Origin of the sequence: Marinobacter algicola DG893 (assembly GCF_000170835.1) — a bacterium.
Lineage (GTDB): Bacteria > Pseudomonadota > Gammaproteobacteria > Pseudomonadales > Oleiphilaceae > Marinobacter > Marinobacter algicola.
Window position 1 is genome coordinate 1 of record NZ_ABCP01000015.1, and the last position, 16,725, is coordinate 16,725.

The 16,725-nt window shown below is 56.6% G+C and carries 18 protein-coding genes; 6 read left to right on the forward strand and 12 right to left on the reverse strand.

The genetic code is table 11. The features are described 5' to 3' along the window. Nucleotides 1-624: metal ABC transporter solute-binding protein, Zn/Mn family (locus MDG893_RS11185; protein ID WP_007153896.1), on the forward strand; the 624-nt coding region annotated here is incomplete at its 5' end. Here MDG893_RS11185 and MDG893_RS11190 read toward each other — a convergent pair. From MDG893_RS11190 to MDG893_RS11200, 3 genes are all read right to left on the reverse strand, one after another. Next, on the reverse strand, nucleotides 604-1,518 hold the full coding sequence (locus tag MDG893_RS11190) for an AEC family transporter (protein ID WP_007153897.1): 915 nt from the start codon (nucleotides 1,516-1,518) through the stop codon (nucleotides 604-606). The genes MDG893_RS11185 and MDG893_RS11190 overlap by 21 nt on opposite strands. Before the next feature lie 82 nt (nucleotides 1,519-1,600). Then, entirely contained in the window at nucleotides 1,601-2,371 is a 771-nt protein-coding gene (locus MDG893_RS11195; protein ID WP_007153898.1) for an SDR family oxidoreductase, read from the reverse strand. Nucleotides 2,372-2,412: 41 nt separating this feature from the next. Further along, on the reverse strand, nucleotides 2,413-3,192 hold the full coding sequence (locus MDG893_RS11200) for a CLCA_X family protein (protein WP_007153899.1): 780 nt from the start codon (nucleotides 3,190-3,192) through the stop codon (nucleotides 2,413-2,415). Between the two features lie 245 nt (nucleotides 3,193-3,437). Between MDG893_RS11200 and dusA the strand changes: the two genes are divergently transcribed. The 5 genes from dusA to MDG893_RS11225 all read left to right on the forward strand — a co-directional run bounded on the left by dusA (nucleotide 3,438) and on the right by MDG893_RS11225 (nucleotide 7,966). Beyond that, complete coding sequence (gene dusA / locus MDG893_RS11205) at nucleotides 3,438-4,460, forward strand: tRNA dihydrouridine(20/20a) synthase DusA (RefSeq protein ID WP_167319395.1); 1,023 nt, start codon at nucleotides 3,438-3,440, stop codon at nucleotides 4,458-4,460. A 118-nt stretch (nucleotides 4,461-4,578) separates the two neighbouring features. Then, on the forward strand, nucleotides 4,579-5,544 hold the full coding sequence (gene tal / locus MDG893_RS11210) for a transaldolase (RefSeq protein ID WP_007153901.1): 966 nt from the start codon (nucleotides 4,579-4,581) through the stop codon (nucleotides 5,542-5,544). A 34-nt stretch (nucleotides 5,545-5,578) separates the two neighbouring features. Next, nucleotides 5,579-6,025 carry a tellurite resistance TerB family protein gene (locus MDG893_RS11215; RefSeq protein WP_007153902.1) on the forward strand — a complete coding sequence of 149 codons (447 nt, stop codon included), beginning with the start codon at nucleotides 5,579-5,581 and terminating at the stop codon, nucleotides 6,023-6,025. Nucleotides 6,026-6,041: 16 nt separating this feature from the next. Then, nucleotides 6,042-7,169: a 3-deoxy-7-phosphoheptulonate synthase gene (locus MDG893_RS11220; RefSeq protein WP_007153903.1), complete on the forward strand. Its 1,128-nt coding sequence runs from the start codon at nucleotides 6,042-6,044 to the stop codon at nucleotides 7,167-7,169. Next, entirely contained in the window at nucleotides 7,166-7,966 is an 801-nt protein-coding gene (locus tag MDG893_RS11225) for a glycerophosphodiester phosphodiesterase (RefSeq protein ID WP_007153904.1), read from the forward strand. Before MDG893_RS11220 ends, MDG893_RS11225 begins: the two co-directional genes overlap by 4 nt. On the opposite strand, the gene sthA is transcribed toward MDG893_RS11225, so the two are convergent. From sthA to MDG893_RS11270, 9 genes are all read right to left on the reverse strand, one after another. Next, nucleotides 7,963-9,354 carry a Si-specific NAD(P)(+) transhydrogenase gene (sthA, locus tag MDG893_RS11230; protein WP_007153905.1) on the reverse strand — a complete coding sequence of 464 codons (1,392 nt, stop codon included), beginning with the start codon at nucleotides 9,352-9,354 and terminating at the stop codon, nucleotides 7,963-7,965. The genes MDG893_RS11225 and sthA overlap by 4 nt on opposite strands. 123 nt (nucleotides 9,355-9,477) lie before the next feature. Beyond that, nucleotides 9,478-9,726, reverse strand: a complete 249-nt coding sequence (gene nqrM / locus MDG893_RS11235) for a (Na+)-NQR maturation NqrM (protein WP_007153906.1) — start codon at nucleotides 9,724-9,726, stop codon at nucleotides 9,478-9,480. 12 nt (nucleotides 9,727-9,738) lie between these two features. After that, nucleotides 9,739-10,788 (reverse strand): FAD:protein FMN transferase, encoded by a 1,050-nt coding sequence (locus MDG893_RS11240; protein WP_007153907.1) that lies wholly within the window; start codon nucleotides 10,786-10,788, stop codon nucleotides 9,739-9,741. Between the two features lie 9 nt (nucleotides 10,789-10,797). Beyond that, nucleotides 10,798-12,024, reverse strand: coding sequence for an NADH:ubiquinone reductase (Na(+)-transporting) subunit F (gene nqrF, locus MDG893_RS11245; protein WP_007153908.1), 1,227 nt, complete (start codon nucleotides 12,022-12,024; stop codon nucleotides 10,798-10,800). Nucleotides 12,025-12,061: 37 nt separating this feature from the next. Next, complete coding sequence (gene nqrE / locus MDG893_RS11250) at nucleotides 12,062-12,670, reverse strand: NADH:ubiquinone reductase (Na(+)-transporting) subunit E (RefSeq protein ID WP_007153909.1); 609 nt, start codon at nucleotides 12,668-12,670, stop codon at nucleotides 12,062-12,064. After that, nucleotides 12,670-13,335: an NADH:ubiquinone reductase (Na(+)-transporting) subunit D gene (locus tag MDG893_RS11255; protein ID WP_007153910.1), complete on the reverse strand. Its 666-nt coding sequence runs from the start codon at nucleotides 13,333-13,335 to the stop codon at nucleotides 12,670-12,672. The genes nqrE and MDG893_RS11255 overlap by 1 nt, the downstream gene beginning before the upstream one ends. Nucleotides 13,336-13,337: 2 nt before the next feature. Continuing rightward, nucleotides 13,338-14,141, reverse strand: coding sequence for a Na(+)-translocating NADH-quinone reductase subunit C (locus tag MDG893_RS11260; protein ID WP_040474537.1), 804 nt, complete (start codon nucleotides 14,139-14,141; stop codon nucleotides 13,338-13,340). Further along, nucleotides 14,134-15,342, reverse strand: a complete 1,209-nt coding sequence (locus MDG893_RS11265; RefSeq protein WP_007153912.1) for an NADH:ubiquinone reductase (Na(+)-transporting) subunit B — start codon at nucleotides 15,340-15,342, stop codon at nucleotides 14,134-14,136. Before MDG893_RS11265 ends, MDG893_RS11260 begins: the two co-directional genes overlap by 8 nt. A 3-nt stretch (nucleotides 15,343-15,345) precedes the next feature. After that, nucleotides 15,346-16,692, reverse strand: coding sequence for a Na(+)-translocating NADH-quinone reductase subunit A (locus MDG893_RS11270; protein ID WP_007153913.1), 1,347 nt, complete (start codon nucleotides 16,690-16,692; stop codon nucleotides 15,346-15,348). Nucleotides 16,693-16,725 lie beyond the last annotated feature (33 nt).

Genomic DNA, 16,725 nt, shown 5'->3' on the forward strand with positions numbered 1-16,725 from the left:
ACGCAGTTAGGTAGCGATCACGGTGACCACAAACATGGGCATCACAACCACCATGAGGAATCAGGCGAACACGACGACCACCGTCACGACCACGGCTCCGGAGAGGATCCGCACATTTGGCTGGATCCGGCCCTGGCGGTTGAGATGGGCCGGGATATTCACCGGGTACTTGCAACCCTGGAAGGTGCAGACATCCATGTACTTGACGACAATCTGGCGCGTTTCGAGCAGGCTATGGCCAAGGCCGAAGCAGCGATCGATCAACGCCTGACGCCCGTTCGCGACATCGACCTTTTCACATACCACAACGCATTCACCCGCTTCGTGGGACACTACAACCTGAACCTGGAGGGGATTCTGACGCTGAACCCGGAACTGTCTCCAGGTGCCGGCCACATCGCAGAAGTCCAGGAAAAACTGCGCAACGCCAATCAACCCTGCCTGCTGACCGAGCCTCAGTTCAACCGTCAATGGTGGCGCTCAATCACCGAAGGTCTGGACATAACGTTCAGTACCTGGGACCCGCTCGCCACCAATATTGAAACCAATCAAAACGGCTATGTCGCCTTTCAACAGAGCCTTGCAGACGCTGTGCTCAAGTGCTTACCAGAGAATGCCCAATAGCAGGGGAATAGTCACCATGGCCAGCAAGGTCTGGCCACTGATGATGCCCGCCATCAAGGGCGCGTCACCACCAAGCTGGCGCGCCAGGATGTATGAAGAGGTGGCTGTCGGCAGCGCTGCCAGCAGTATTGCCACCTGAACCATCATGCCTTCCAGGCCCAGCAGCAGGGCCAACCCAGCTGTAAGCAGCGGAAAACCCATCAGCTTCGCCAACGAGGACACCAGGAATGGCATGGAGGCGCCGCGCAGCGCCTTGAGCTGCAAGCCAGCACCCACCGTCATCAGGCCCAACGGCAACGCGAGGTCACTTAATGGCTCGAGAATACCGGCCACCAGTGGATGGAAGCCAATCTGGAAATAGCTCCATACCATTCCCACCACAGAACCAATGATCAATGGGTTGGAAACAATCGCCTTGAGGACAGGTTTCAGTTTTACCGCGCCCTGTCCTGCGACCAAGGAAAACATCAGTATGCACAGCAGGTTCAACAGCGGCACCTTCACCGCCACGGCAATGGCGATCAGTGACAGCCCATCATCGCCAAGCAACATGCCCGCCGTCGCCAGGGCAACGTAGGAATTGAAACGAATACCGCCCTGAAATACTGAAGAAAATACCGGCCCTGGCCAACGCCAGATCCACTGCAGGGCGACCAGCAACAACGTCATTGCTGCCAGCATGGCAACAATCAGAACGAGAATATCGCCGTAGGCTGACGCCGGCACCTGAGCCTGACCCAGCTTGAAGATCAACATCGCCGGGAAGAGTACGTAATAGGTGAACCTCTCCGCCTGGGGCCAGAAGTCGCCCCCCGGAAAATGCCAGCGTCGAAACAGGTAACCCAGCAGAATAAGCACAAACACCGGCAACAGCGCCTGAATCATAACCGGCATTGCTTAACTCTCCCGAATACCGCTTGGACAAGGCTTGAAAGCATAGCAAAGATAGCTGACTGTCGCCTGGCCGGAACGCGGACTACTGACGCCAGAGTTTGCTCAACACTCGTCGGGTCACTGAGGTCGGAGCGGATTTGGCGATGGGCCACAATGCCCGAAACTGCATGGAAATTGGTCGATGCAGGCGCGGCTGCTCGACCTGAGCCCATACCTGCGCTGCAACAACGTCCGGAGTCAGGTTTACGCCCAGGCGTTCAAATAAACGGGATCCCTGCTCGTTCTGCTGCACCATGCCGGTATTCACGAACGGAGGCATCAGATCACACACGCGAATATCGTGTGGTTCCCACTCAATATCCAGGGCCTCGGTCATCGCACGTACCGCGTGTTTGCTGGCGGAGTAGGACGCAAAATCCGGAATCCCATAGGCGGCTGATGCTGAACTCATGTTCACCACCTGGGCGCCTGGCGTTGCCTTCAGATAGGGAAACGCAGCGTGCAAAACCGTCATCAGCCCAATGACATTAACCTCTACCACGGCCCGATGCGCGGCCAAGCTGATCTCCTCGAAAGGCCCGACTTTCAGAATGCCAGCATTATTGTGAAGCAGCCTTAACTGTCCTCCCGTACGACTGGCAAAGTCCGCCAGCCCCTGCCTGACCGACGCTTCGTCCACCACATCTATAATGTGGGTACTGCAGCACTCATCCCCCAATTCACTCCCAAGCGATGCAAGGGCCGCCTCATCCCGGTCAGCAGCACCGACAAACCATCCCCTGGAGGCAAAGAGACGGGCGGTCTCCCGGCCAATACCGGCGCCAGCGCCAGTGATAAAAATGCAGTCGTTCATGAGGTAACCCTGTCCTTGTTATTGATCAACTGTGGATGATCTCAGGAAGTTGACGACAAAGTTTGGCCAACAGGGCCATCTTCAGCATGCTCACGATAAAGTGCTCCGCCCAGTGCCACAAAGTAGCACTCAAACGCATCGTTGATTCGCTGGCGTTGATGGCCTTCCGGATAAAGGCCTGCCCTGGCCTCGTCAGAGTAGACAGTCCCCCTGACCAGAAAATTATTCTGCGGCTGACTGTCTTCAACAAACGCTTCAAATGCCCGGGCACAGAGTTCTTCAGGCCTGGCGTAATAAAGCACCTTCATCTGTGCATCGGCCCGCTTCGAGCACTGAAACAACGAGCTGGGGCTGGTGCCGTCCTCATTCAACAAGATAGCCTGAAAACAGGCCCCCAATCGTTTGTTGAGGGGATGCTCCTTCTGGTCAGCGCTCTCCAGCCAACCAGTGGACGCAAAGCCGCCACTCGCCAGGCCGCGGAACGCCTTATGCCCCATGTAATGATCGAAAGCGTGAAACCATTCATGGGCCAGGCTCCCGGCGCCGGCATTCTTTGCCAGCGCCAATTGTCGGGTTGCTGGGACGTAGTGCGCTGCAACACCCGGCCGGCCACCGATCCCGTACTGCAACCCCAGTGATCCACGCAACGAAATCAGATGTTCCGGGCCCTGGAGGATAACCATAAGATCGCACAGAGCCTCATGGAACCTTCCCGCCGCCCGGTCCCGTTCAGGCGGCGTAACCCAGCGACCCACTTCAATGCTGCGGAATTCGAACCGGCGCCTAACGTCAACAAAAGATACCGGGCTTTGTCCTGTCATGACGGCTCCACCTGCCTGGTTGAAATTCTAAACGCCCGAGTCGAGCATGCCTTCGGCCGAATACTGATTATTTGTACAGTATTCTGTCGCGCATTGATCGCCGCGTCAACGACTCGTGAATCCAGCCAAGGCATCCGTGTTTACACTACCTTTCGCACATCCCCTCACGTCAAAAGGTGCGTTTTCCTGATAAACTATGGCCCCTCGGATCACTTGTGAACGTTATAGCTGAGCAGTCAATGAACATGAACGCGCCCCAGGAAACTCCCACTCTGAAGCCCTCCCGCCGCTTCTGCGTGGCTCCGATGATGGATTGGACCACCAGCCACTATCGCTATCTGGCGCGCCAACTCAGCCGACATACCCTGCTCTACACCGAGATGGTCACAACCGGCGCACTGATCCACGGCGATACCGCTCGATTTCTGAGACACGACCCGACGGAATACCCGCTGGCGCTGCAACTGGGTGGCAGCAATCCTCAGGAACTGGCTCATTGCGCCAACCTGGCTGAACAGTACGGGTTTGATGAAGTCAACCTGAACGTGGGCTGCCCCAGCGACCGGGTACAGAACAACATGATCGGTGCCTGCCTTATGGCACACCCCGACAAAGTGGCCGAGGGCGTGCAAGCGATGATCGCCGCCACCAGTCTGCCAGTCACCGTCAAACACCGTATCGGGATCGACGGCCGCGAATCCTGGGACGATCTTTGTGAGTTTATTGAGAAGGTCTCCGAAGCCGGATGTCGTACCTTTATCGTGCATGCCCGCATTGCGGTTCTCGAAGGCCTGAGCCCGAAAGAAAACCGGGACATACCACCGCTGAAATACGACTGGGTCTATCGCCTTAAAGCCCGTTACCCGCATCTTGAGATCATCATTAACGGTGGCATCAAGACCTTTGCTGAGTGCCGCGAGCATCTCGAGCACACAGACGGCGTAATGCTCGGGCGTGAGGCCTACCACAATCCCTGGCTACTGGCTGGCGTGGATACCGAGTTTTTCGGACGGCCCATGCCGATTTCGTCACGGCACGACGCGCTGCGTGCTGTATTACCATTCATTCAGAGTGAACTGGACCGTGGCGTTTACCTCAGCCACATCTCCCGCCACCTGATGGGCCTGTTCCACGGCCAGCCTGGAGGCCGCCAGTTCCGGCGCTACATCAGTGAGAACGCCCACAAGCCCGGGTCCGGCATTGAAGTTATCGAACAGGCCATGGCGAAAGTTCCCGAGCCTGCCGGGGCCACGATAGTGCCCGCCTGAACACCCTGATACCTTTTACTGTCTTGTTCCTGTCAGGGCAGCCCGTTATTGTAGGCGTATGACCCTAGCGCCCGCCAAACGGGCGATCAATAACAAATCGATCAGGACGACAGGACGAATGACCAGCAAGCTCGAACAACTGAAAGCCATGACCACGGTGGTTGCCGACACCGGGGATCTGGACGCTATCGCCCAGTGGAAACCGGAAGACGCCACCACCAACCCATCGCTTCTCCTGAAGGCGGCGGCCTCTGACGCCTACCGCCCGATGCTTGATGAGGCCGTCGCGGCCGCTCGCAAACAGGGCGGCTCCGATGCCGAGCAGCTGACGTACGCTACGGACATGCTGGCCGTACTGGCAGGCAAGCAGATTCTCGGGCGCATACCAGGCGTGGTTTCAACCGAGGTGGATGCCCGGCTGTCCTTCGATACCGATGCCACCCTCACCCGCGCACGTCGCCTGGTCGAACTGTATGACCACCTGGGCATGGATACCAGCCGGGTGCTGATCAAGATCGCATCCACCTGGGAAGGTATTCGCGCCGCTGAACAGCTGGAGAATGAGGGCATACACTGCAACCTCACCCTGCTGTTCTCCTTTATCCAGGCTGCGGCCTGTGCTGATGCTGGCGCCTTCCTGATCTCGCCGTTCGTGGGCCGCATCCTGGACTGGCATCTGGCTGACACCGGGCGTGATGCTTTCCCGGCGGCAGAGGATCCCGGTGTCCAGTCGGTCACCCGCATCTACAACTATTACAAGGCCAACGACTACAAGACAGTGGTGATGGGCGCCAGCTTCCGCAACACTGGTGAGATTGAAATGCTGGCCGGTTGTGACCGCCTGACCATCAGTCCGGCCCTGCTTCAGGAACTGGAAAACGATTCCGGCGCGCTGACACGCCAGTTGTCCGTCGAGGGTGCGAAGAGCTCTGACAAACCGGGCGACATAGATGAACGCCTGTTCCGCTGGGAGTCCAACGAAGATGCCATGGCCACGGAAAAACTGGCCGATGGCATACGTCGCTTTACCAACGACCAGATAGAACTTGAAAACCGCGTCCGCCGGCTGTCCCAGGCAGCCTGACGCCAGCAATCCCGTAGAGGAGAGCCCTGACACCATGATTGAGCGCCTGAAGAGCCTGTTTGGCTCGCCCCAAGATGAACCGACACAGCCCGACAGTCACCAGCTAGCGGTGGCGGCCACGGCGTTGATGGTTCAGTTGTCCCGGGTCGACAACGATCAGGACGACGAAGAACTGCAGACCATTGTTAATTTTGCGGTAGAGGCGCATCAGGTCACCCGCGACGAAGCCGAGGAGATCCTTCAGGATGCGCTCAGCCAGGCAGATGACGCCACCTCCCTGTACGAATTTACCGGCCTTATCAATGAGCAGCTGAATCAGGAAGAAAAACAGGCACTTCTTGGAAGCATCTGGCGGGTAGCGTTTGCTGATGGCCGCATTGACAAGTACGAGGAACACCTTATTCGCCGCATGGCGGATCTGCTGCATCTTAACCACAGGGAATTCATGCAGGCCCGCCATCGCGCTGAAGGCGCTGGCTGAATCTTAAGGAGCAAGTATGTTAGCCATTCTCCACCCGGATACCGCGCTGGACAGCGAAGCCTATCGACAGACCATGCATTTTCTGGAGAACCTGCCAGGGGTATCGGTCAGGGTGCATGAAGTCCAGGGTGCCAAGCAGCGCCTGACAGAGGTGTACCTGCTGGGTGACACCAAATCCCTGGACAAGGACGAAATCGAGGCCCTGCCTGCCGTTGAGCGCGCGATACGCATCTCCGACGACTACCGGATTCTGGGGCGGCACAAGGACGACAAGCGCCAGAGTGGCTTTACCTATAACGGCGTGACCTTCGACCAGTCCAACCTGAACATTTTTGCCGGCCTGTGCGCCGTTGACGTGCCAGAGCATGTGGAGCAGATGATGCAGGCCCTTGAAGACAACGGCCAGGTCTGCACCCGCATGGGTGCCTACAAACCCCGGACCAACCCGTACTCCTTTCAGGGCCACGGCAAGGGCTGCCTGCCCTGGGTGTTCGAGAAAGCCGGCAAACATGGCATCAAGGTGATTGCCATGGAGATCACCCACGAGAGTCACATTGAAGAGATCGACCATTGCCTGGAGCAACTGGGGCGCCCTACCGGTGTCATGCTACAGGTAGGCACGCGCAACACGCAGAACTTTGAGCTGCTCAAAGCCATTGGCCGCCAGAGTACTTACCCGGTGCTGCTTAAACGCGGCTTCGGCATCACCCTGAATGAATCTCTGAACGCGGCCGAATATCTGGCCAGCGAAGGCAACGCAAACGTGATTTTCTGCCTGCGAGGCATGAAGACCGAAGCTGGGCAGCCCCACCGCAACATGGTGGACTTCGCCCACGTGCCGGCGGTGAAACGCCTTACCCGTATGCCGGTATGCGTCGACCCGTCCCACTCGGTCGGCAGCCGCGAACGTGCACCCGACGGCGTTCTGGATGTCATGCACGCAACCGCTCAGGGCGTGATAGCAGGCGCCAACATGGTACTGGTGGACTTCCACCCGAAGCCGGAGAAAGCCCTGGTGGATGGCCCTCAGGCCCTGCTGATGCGGGAATTACCGGCGTATCTGGAAGACATTCAGCTGTGCCACGACACCTGGAAGCAACGCCAGCAAATCTACAACCGTCTGAAGGAATCTTCTCCAGAATGATCGTGTATGGACACAGGGGCGCAAAGGGGGAAGCCCCCGAAAATACCCTGGCCGGTTTTACCCACGCCTACCGCCACGGGGTTCGACACTTTGAGCTCGACCTGGTGTTGTCAAAAGACGGCACGCCAATGGTCATTCACGACCTGACCGTTGACCGCACCACCGGACAGGAAGGCAGCGTTGCCAGCTACACGGCATCCGAGCTGGCGGATATGGACGCCCGGCGCAACACCACAGCCTGGCCGCGGAAAGCAGGCATTCCCACTCTGGAGGCGTTACTCAACGAGTTTCCGGATTTCGAGCACCTGCAACTGGAAGTAAAGAAAGACAACCGTCACCGACTGAATATTCTGTGCAATCGCCTGACAGAAATCATCCAACGTCGTGACCTGTACAACCGAGTGGCTATTACTTCCTCCGACAGCTGGTTCCTTCAGGAAGCCCGCCGCCGGGACCGCAAGGTGCGGATCGGACTGGTAACGGACCGGAAATTTCCAAGACCGGTCAATACAGCAGCCCGCCTGCATTGCGATTTTCTCTGTATCGGCTGGCGTATCTGCACCAGATCGATCGTTGACGATGCCCACAGGCGCGGCATGCACGTGTCCACCTGGACAGTAAACCGCATTCACGACATGGTTCAGCTTGAAGCCAAGGGCGTCGATAGCATCATCACCGACTATCCTACAAGCACGCGGATGTTCTTCGACAATCGCGCCAAAGCAGCCCTGCACCTTCCAACGCCCCAGGAGAGCGCGGAAGGCACGGATAGCACTCGGCCAGCAATCACCAGTTAGAAAATCCGATTCAAGCCGTTAAGGGCCGCTACCCGATAAGCCTCAGCCATGGTCGGGTAGTTAAAAGTCGTATTGATGAAATAGTTCAGGGAGTTGGCCTCACCTTCCTGATTCATGATGGCTTGGCCGATGTGAACGATTTCCGCAGCCTGGTCGCCGAAACAGTGAATTCCCAGTAGTTGGCGGGATTCGCGGTGAAACAGGATCTTGAGCATGCCTACCGGGTCGCCGGTGATCTGGGCCCGCGCCAGGTCCTTGAAGAACGCCTGCCCCACCTCGTAGGGAACCTTGGCTTCGGTCAGTTCCCGCTCGGTTTTACCCACCGAGCTTATCTCCGGCAGGGTATAGATACCCGTCGGCACATCCGATACCAGCCGGAAATAGTCGTCCTTCACGATGTCGGAGGACGCCGAGCGGCCCTGGTCGTAGGCGGCGCTGGCGAGGCTTGGCCAGCCAATCACATCACCGGCCGCGTAGACATTCTCCACCTCGGTTCGATAATGATCGTCAACCGCCAACTGCCCACGACCGTTTGGCGTCAGACCAATGTTGTCCAGGCCCAGTTTTTCGGTATTACCGCTACGGCCATTACACCAGAGAAACGCATCCGCACGTATTTTCTTGCCGGACTTCAGTGACAGTACGACCCCGTGGTCATCACCATCGACTGATTCATACTCTTCGTTGTGTCGAACCAGCACACCGTTATTGCGAAGGTGATAACTCAGGGCGTCAGAAATCTCGTCATCCAGGAACGTGAGCAAGCGGCTTCCGGGGTTGATCAGGTCCACTTTCACACCCAGGCCGGCGAAAATCGAGGCGTACTCGGAACCAATGACGCCGGCGCCATAAATAATCAGTGTGCGGGGCGTGTGGGACAGGTTCAGAATGGTATCCGAGTTGTAGATACGGTGGTGACGGAAATCCACATCCGGCGGAAGATATGGACGAGAGCCGGTTGCAATAATCGCCTGCTTGAAGTGCAGGATTTCATGGGATTTATTACCCCGTATCTCGAGCCGGTTGCTATCGATAAAACTGGCACGGCCGTTAATCAGATCCACACGGTTCCGCGCATAGAACTGGGTTCTCAACTTGACCTGCTTGCCGATCACCTTCTGCGCATTCTGCAAAACGCGGGGAAAAGAAAACCAGCGCGGCTCGCCGATATCGCGGAACATCTGGTTGGTGTTAAACGTGATGATCTGCTTGACCGAGTGACGCAACGCTTTGGAAGGAATAGTGCCCCAGTGGGTGCAGTTGCCGCCAACCGTGGGTTTATCTTCGATGATTGCGACACGCTTGCCGTGTTTCGTCGCATTCATCGCTGCACCTTCTCCCGAAGGGCCCGCGCCGATAACGACGACGTCGTAATGATGTTCTGCCATTCTGCAGTGACTCCTTATCTACGTCGTGAGGGAGCCTCTGAAAAGACCCTGCAGGCACGCACTGGCAGGGCGCAGGCGCTTTTCAGAAGCTCCCGGAATTTTTATAGGTTGGTGGACGCCGGATCAGCGGTCGTCTGAGCGGGAGGCGTCATACGTCAACGCCTTCGCGGACTTGCCGTCGTTGGCAAGGCGTTCGTTTTCTTCTTCACATTTCTGGGTGTTACCACCACAGATATCACAGGACTTGCTGATACCCATGGCACCAATCCCACCGCAGGTGCCACTGATCGGCTTGCGGCCAAAAATCACCCCGACGGACATCGCTGCCACCAGCAGTACGACGATCATCAGGACCAGCAGAAAAGTACCCATACGGACTCTCCGTCAGTGTGTCAGGAACGAGGAAAACGCAGGCGTGTAGTCCGTTTCAAACCCGTTGTCACCCCGCACAATAAAATACGCGGCTATGTTCTCACGCGTGGCCAGCGCCTTTGCACGATCATGCCCCATCACATTAAAAGCCGTGGCCAGGGCATCTGCCGTCATGCAGTCATCCGAAATGACCGTTACCGATGCCAATGTATGGCTGATAGGTCGACCGTCCTTCGGGTCTATTGTATGCGAAAACCGCTGACCGTCCGATTCGTAGTAGTTACGATAGTCACCCGAGGTTGCCATTGCGTGGCGGTCAAGGGCAACCACACGGTTGATTTCACGCATCTCCGAAACCGGCTGCTCAATGGCCAGGCGCCATGCCTCGCCATCCGGCTTATGCCCATGAGCCTGAACCTCACCACCTATTTCGACAAGGTACGCGGAAATGCCTTCATCTTTCAGGTAACGAGCCACCGCATCCACGCCATAGCCCTTGGCAATAGCTGACAGATCGATGTATTGATTGGGGCTCGCTCTCAATGCCGGAGGATCAGCCTGAAGGTCCAGTTTACCGTAGCCGGTGGCTGCTATCCTGGCCGCGAGCTCATCGTCGCTGGGGATCGTCTCTGGCCGGGCATCTGGCCCAAAGCCCCACAGATTAACCACCGGCCCGATGGTGACATCGAAAGCGCCATCGGTCAGTTCGGAAACCTGGCCAGCGGTTGCAAGCACTTCGTAGAGCGGCGTTGAGATTTCCACCCACTCAGACTGATCGTCCAGACGATTAAAGCTTGAAAGCTCGGAATCTGCACGCCATGTGGACATCGACGCGTCCACGCCTTCCAGAACCTTTTCAATGCCTTGCGCGAGATTCTCCAGCCGCCCCGGATTGTCCGTCAATACGACGTTGATATGATAACGCGTACCAAACACCGGCCCGGCGATCTCCCAGACCTTTTCCTCTTCCTCAAACGAACAACCCGCCAGCGCGGCCAGGGCCAGCACCAGTAAGGCGCCGGCCGCAACCACCCTGACGGGTCGGAACATGCTGAATGTCATGTGAGCTAATTAACCCCCGAAGTCATCCAGCATGATGTTTTCGTCCTCAACACCCAGATCTTTAAGCATCTTGATGCAGGAGGCGTTCATGATTGGGGGCCCACACATATAGTACTCACAGTCCTCCGGAGCTGGATGCTCCTTCAGGTACTTTTCATAGAGCACGTTATGGATGAAGCCGGTCTCGCCTTCCCAGTTATCGGTTGGCTGCGGGTCTGACAGAGCCACATGCCACTCGAAGTTGTCGTTTTCTTCCGACAGCTGGTCGAAATCCTCAACGTAGAACATCTCGCGAACGCTTCGTGCGCCGTACCAGAAGCTGATCTTACGCTTGGACTCCAGACGCTTGAGTTGGTCAAAGATATGAGACCGCATGGGCGCCATGCCGGCACCGCCGCCAATGAACACCATTTCCGCTTCGGTTTTCTTGGCGAAAAATTCGCCGAATGGCCCCATAACAGTCACCTTGTCACCCGCCTTCAGGTTGAAGACGTAGGACGACATGATGCCCGGGTTATGGTCGGTTCCAGGAGGCGGCGTGGCAATACGGATATTGAACTTGAGAACGCCCTTCTCTTCCGGGTAATTGGCCATGGAGTAGGCGCGGATGGTCTCCTCCTTGTTGATGGCCTTGTAACGCCAGATATCGTGCTTGTCCCAATCTTCATGGAACTCCTCCTCAATCTTGAAATCCTTGAACGGGATTTCGTAGGGAGGGCACTCAAGTTGTACGTAACCACCGGCACGGAAATCAACTTCTTCGCCTTCGGGAAGCTTCAGTACCAGTTCTTTGATGAACGTCGCCACGTTGTGGTTGGAGATAACCTCACATTCCCACTTCTTGACGCCAAAGAACTCCTCTGGCACTTCCACTTTCATGTCCTGCTTCACCGGAACCTGACAGGACAGGCGCCAGCCTTCCTTTTCCTCGCGATTGGTGAAGTGGGTCTTTTCCGTGGGCAGCATGGCACCGCCACCCTCCAGGACCTTGCACTTGCACTGGGCACAGGTACCGCCGCCGCCACAGGCGGAGGACAGGAAGATACCACTTCCGGCCAGGGTTCCGAGAAGCTTGCCGCCAGCTTCCGTGGTCAGCGTGTGCTCTGGGTCGTCGTTGACTTCAATGGTCACATCACCGGTGCTTACGAGTCTGGACCGTGCCGCGAGAATGACCGCGACAAGGGCCAGCACGATAACGGTGAACATGACCACGCCGAGAATAATTTCTGTATTCATGGTCTCGCCTTTTCGTTAAACCGAATCACCGGGTTGATTACAGTGAAATACCTGAGAACGACATAAAGCCGAGGGACATCAGACCAACAGTAATGAAGGTGATACCCAGGCCTCTCAGCCCTTCGGGAACATCGCTGTACTTGAGCTTTTCGCGGATACCGGCCAATGCGAGTATGGCCAACGCCCAGCCGACACCGGCACCAAATCCGTAAACCACACTTTCACTGAAGGTGTAGTCCCGCTCAACCATGAACAGTGATGCACCCAGGATGGCGCAATTCACGGTAATCAGCGGCAGAAACACCCCAAGGGCGGCATACAAAGCCGGCATATACTTGTCCAGAACCATCTCCATGATCTGGATAAGCGCCGCAATTACACCAATGTACGTAATAAGGCCCAAAAAGCTCAGGTCAACATTCGGTAGCCCCGCCCAGTCCAGCGCACCTTCCCTGAGGATGGTGTTGTAGAGCAGGTTGTTCACCGGCACCGTAATGGTCAGTACCACGACAACGGCGATACCGAGGCCAGCGGCCGCTTCAATCTTCTTGGAGATCGCCAGGAAGGTACACATCCCCAGGAAGAAGGCCAACGCCATGTTTTCAACAAAGATGGCCTTCAGAATCAGACTGATATAATGCTCCATCAGAAGGCCTCCTTAACGGTGTGGCGGGACATTTTGAAGTCCGCTTCTTCTACCTGCTCAGGCTTCCAGGTACGCAGACCCCAGATCGCCAGACCGATGATAAAGAACGCACTCGGCGGCAGCAGCAACAGACCGTTGGGAATGTACCAACCACCCTCGTTGACGACCGGCATCAGAGACACGCCGAACAGCGATCCCGCGCCGAGCAGCTCCCGGAAGAACGCCACGAAAATAAGCAGAACGGAATAGCCCATGCCGTTACCAACGCCATCCAGGAAGCTCAGCCAGGGGCCGTTCTTCATGGCGAAACCTTCAGCACGGCCCATAACGATACAGTTGGTGATGATCAAACCAACGAATACCGACAGCTGCTTGCTGATTTCGTAGGCATACGCCTTGAGCACCTGATCAACAACGATAACCAGGGAGGCGATAATGGTCATTTGCACGATAATCCGGATACTGCCGGGAATCTGCGTGCGAACCAGCGACACGGCCAGGTTAGAGAAAGCCGTTACCGCGATAACCGCCATGCACATAACCAGAGTTACGTTCATGCTGGTGGTCACCGCCAGTGCCGAGCAGATACCGAGGATCTGCAGGGCAATGGGGTTGTTACTGAATATCGGCTCGAAGAGAACCTGTTTGGCTGAAGCGTCTGCCATGATCAGACCTCCCCTTCACGAAGTTTTTTCAGGTACGGTGCGAAGCCCCGGTCACCCATCCAGTAGTTAACCAGCTGCTCAACACCGCGGCTTGTCAGGGTCGCACCGGACAGGGCATCCACCTTGTGTTCCTTGTCGGATGCACCAGCGCCCACGCCACCCTTGACCAGGCGAATCTGCGGCTCTTTCAACTCATCGCCGTACACTTCCTTGCCGACCCATTGACTTTTCCAGCGGGGGTTATCCACTTCGCCACCAAGCCCCGGCGTTTCAGCGTGGTCATAGAAGCCAAGGCCTTCAATGGTATTGGCATCGCCCTCGAGCGATACAAACCCGTAAAGGGTGGACCACAGACCATAGCCATGAATCGGAAGCACTACCCTGACCAGCTCACCGTTTTCACTCAGCGTATAGATCTTGGCAACATTCGGGCGACGCTTGATGCCGGCCTTGTCTTCCGATGCAGGAATATCGATAGACATGGACGGATCAGAAGCCGCCTTATACATGTCGTACTTCATCGGCTCTTTCACACCAACGGCCCCGGGGTCAACGTAATCACCGGAATCGAGGTCAACCAACCGAACGTCGAAGCGAGAGAAGGTTTCCTCAATCTCTTCCGCCGTTGCGCCTTCTTTCAGCATTCCGGCAGCCGCCAGGATGTTGGAACGAATATCCAGGTTCTGGTTCTGGATCTGCGCCGGTCGAAGCATTACCGCCGCTGTCGATACCACGACAGAAAACGCAACGCTCAGCACCAGAGCAACCATCAGCGTTCTGGAGACAGTTTCTTTAGCTTTAGCCACGGGCAAGCCTCCGTTTGATGTTGGCCTGAACCACATAGTGGTCCATCAGCGGTGCAAAGAGGTTGGCAAACAGAATTGCCAGCATGATGCCTTCCGGGAACGCCGGGTTGATTACGCGAATCAGTACGGTCATCACGCCGACCAGGATACCGAAGCACCAGCGACCGGTGTTGGTCATCGCCGCCGACACCGGATCGGTCGCCATGAACATCATGCCAAAGGCAAAGCCACCCATCACCAGGTGCCAGTGCGCCGGCACGTCAAACATGGGATTGGTATCCGAGCCAATCACATTCAGCAGCAGCGACATGGCAATCATGCCGATCAACACCCCACCGACGATACGATAGGACGCGATTTTCATCACCAGCAGGATAATGCCGCCGATCAACACGGCCAGCGTCGAGGTCTCACCCATGGAGCCCTGAATCGAACCCATAAAGGCGGACATCCAGCCAATCTGGGCTTCCAGTGCTTCCAGGCCACCACTGGCAGCCCAGCTCAGCGCGGTCGCGCCACTGAAACCGTCGACGGCCGTCCATACCGTGTCACCGGAAATCTGGGCCGGATAGGCAAAATACAGGAATGCACGACCGGTAAGGGCCGGGTTCAGGAAGTTCTTGCCAGTGCCGCCAAACACCTCCTTGCCAATGACCACACCGAAGGTGATACCGAGAGCAACCTGCCACAGCGGAATGGTCGGCGGGCAGATCAGTGCGAACAGCACGGAAGTGACAAAGAAGCCTTCGTTCACTTCGTGACGACGTACCGTGGCAAACAGCACTTCCCAGAAACCACCCACCGCGAAGGTGACGAAGTAAATGGGCACGAAGTAAGCCATGCCATAAACGAAATTATCCCATATCCCTGCACCGGCGCCAGTTACCGCAAGCGCTTGAATAAAGGCCGTTCGCAGGCCGCCATCTGCCACCAGGGCGTCCGGATTGGCCGCCAGATAGCTGTTGGCCTGAAAGCCGATGTTCCACATACCGAAGAACATCGCCGGGAAAGTGCACATCCACACGGTGATCATGATGCGCTTCAGATCGACGCCGTCACGAACATGGGCGGTCGTGGATGTCACCTTGCCGGGAGTATAGAAAATAGTATCGACGGCTTCGTACAGCGCGTACCAGCGCTCGTACTTGCCACCTTTCTCAAAGTGGTGCTCTATGCCATCGAGAAACTGTCGAATTGCCATCTGTTAGCCCTCGATCTCGATTCGGGTCAGGTTCTCGCGGAGAATCGGACCGTATTCGTATTTACCCGGGCACACGAACGTGCACAGCGCCAGATCTTCTTCATCCAGCTCCAGGGCACCCAGTTTCTGTGCCATTTCCGTATCACCGACGATCAGCGAACGCAGCAGTTGCGTCGGCAGGATATCCAGCGGCATCACCTGTTCATACGCACCAACCGGCACCATCGCTCGCTCACTGCCGTTGGTTGTGGTGGTGAAATTGAACAATTTGCCACCCGCCAATTTCGACAGATAGATATTCAGCACGGAGAATTTGTTGGGGCCGGGTGAAAGCCAGCCCATGAACTCCCGCTTGTAACCTTCCTCAAGCACGGAGATCTGGTTGGCGAAACGACCAAGGTAGTTACAAGGCCCGTCACCACGACGACCACCGAACACAGAGCCGGAAATTTTGCGAACCTCGCAGTCCGTGGCGATTTCACCCTCAAGAAGTTCATCAAGATTGGCGCCGACACGGGTACGAATCAGGCGCGGCTTGAGAGCCTTCGGACCACCAACCGCCACAATACGGTTCACCGACAACTCGCCGGTCTCGAACAGCTTTGCGATATCAATGACGTCCTGGTAGCCGATGCTCCATACCACTTTGTCCCCGGCAATGGGATCGAGGTAATGGATATGAGTACCTACGTTACCCGCTGGATGAATACCCTCAAATTGCTGAACTTCCACACTGTCGCCAGACGGAACCGGCACATCAGAGCCCGGCTTGCCGGTGACAAACACCTTACCGGTGGTCAGCTTGGAGAGAATCTTCAGCCCCTGCTCGAAGGCCGCACCGTTTTCACGGATGATCACTGTGGGATCTGCTGCCAGCGGGTTAGTGTCCATGACGGACACGAAGATGGAATGCGGCGCCGTATCAATGGCAGGCACCTTGCTGTAGGGACGGGTCTTGAAGGTTGTCCACAACCCGGACTCGACCAGGTTATCAACAACTTGCTGACGCTCCAGACCAGCAACATCAGACGCATCGTAACGAGCAAAGGTCTCAGCTTCATCGCCGTCGATTTCAATGACGACCGACTGAAATACACGGCGCTCGCCGCGGTTGATTTCCTTGACCACACCGGCTGCCGGTGAGGTATAACGAACGCCCTCGGTCTTCTTGTCCGTAAACAGCAGCGTGCCGCGCTTTACACGGTCACCTTCTTTCACAGCCATCGTTGGCTTCATGCCTACGTAGTCAAAACCGATCAACGCCACATGGCGAACGGGTTTGCCGTCTGTAATGGTCTGTTCAGGAGCGCCGCTGATGGGAAGATCCAGGCCTTTTTTGATCTTGATCATTAGCCTCATCCAATCATCAGAAACTATTCGATG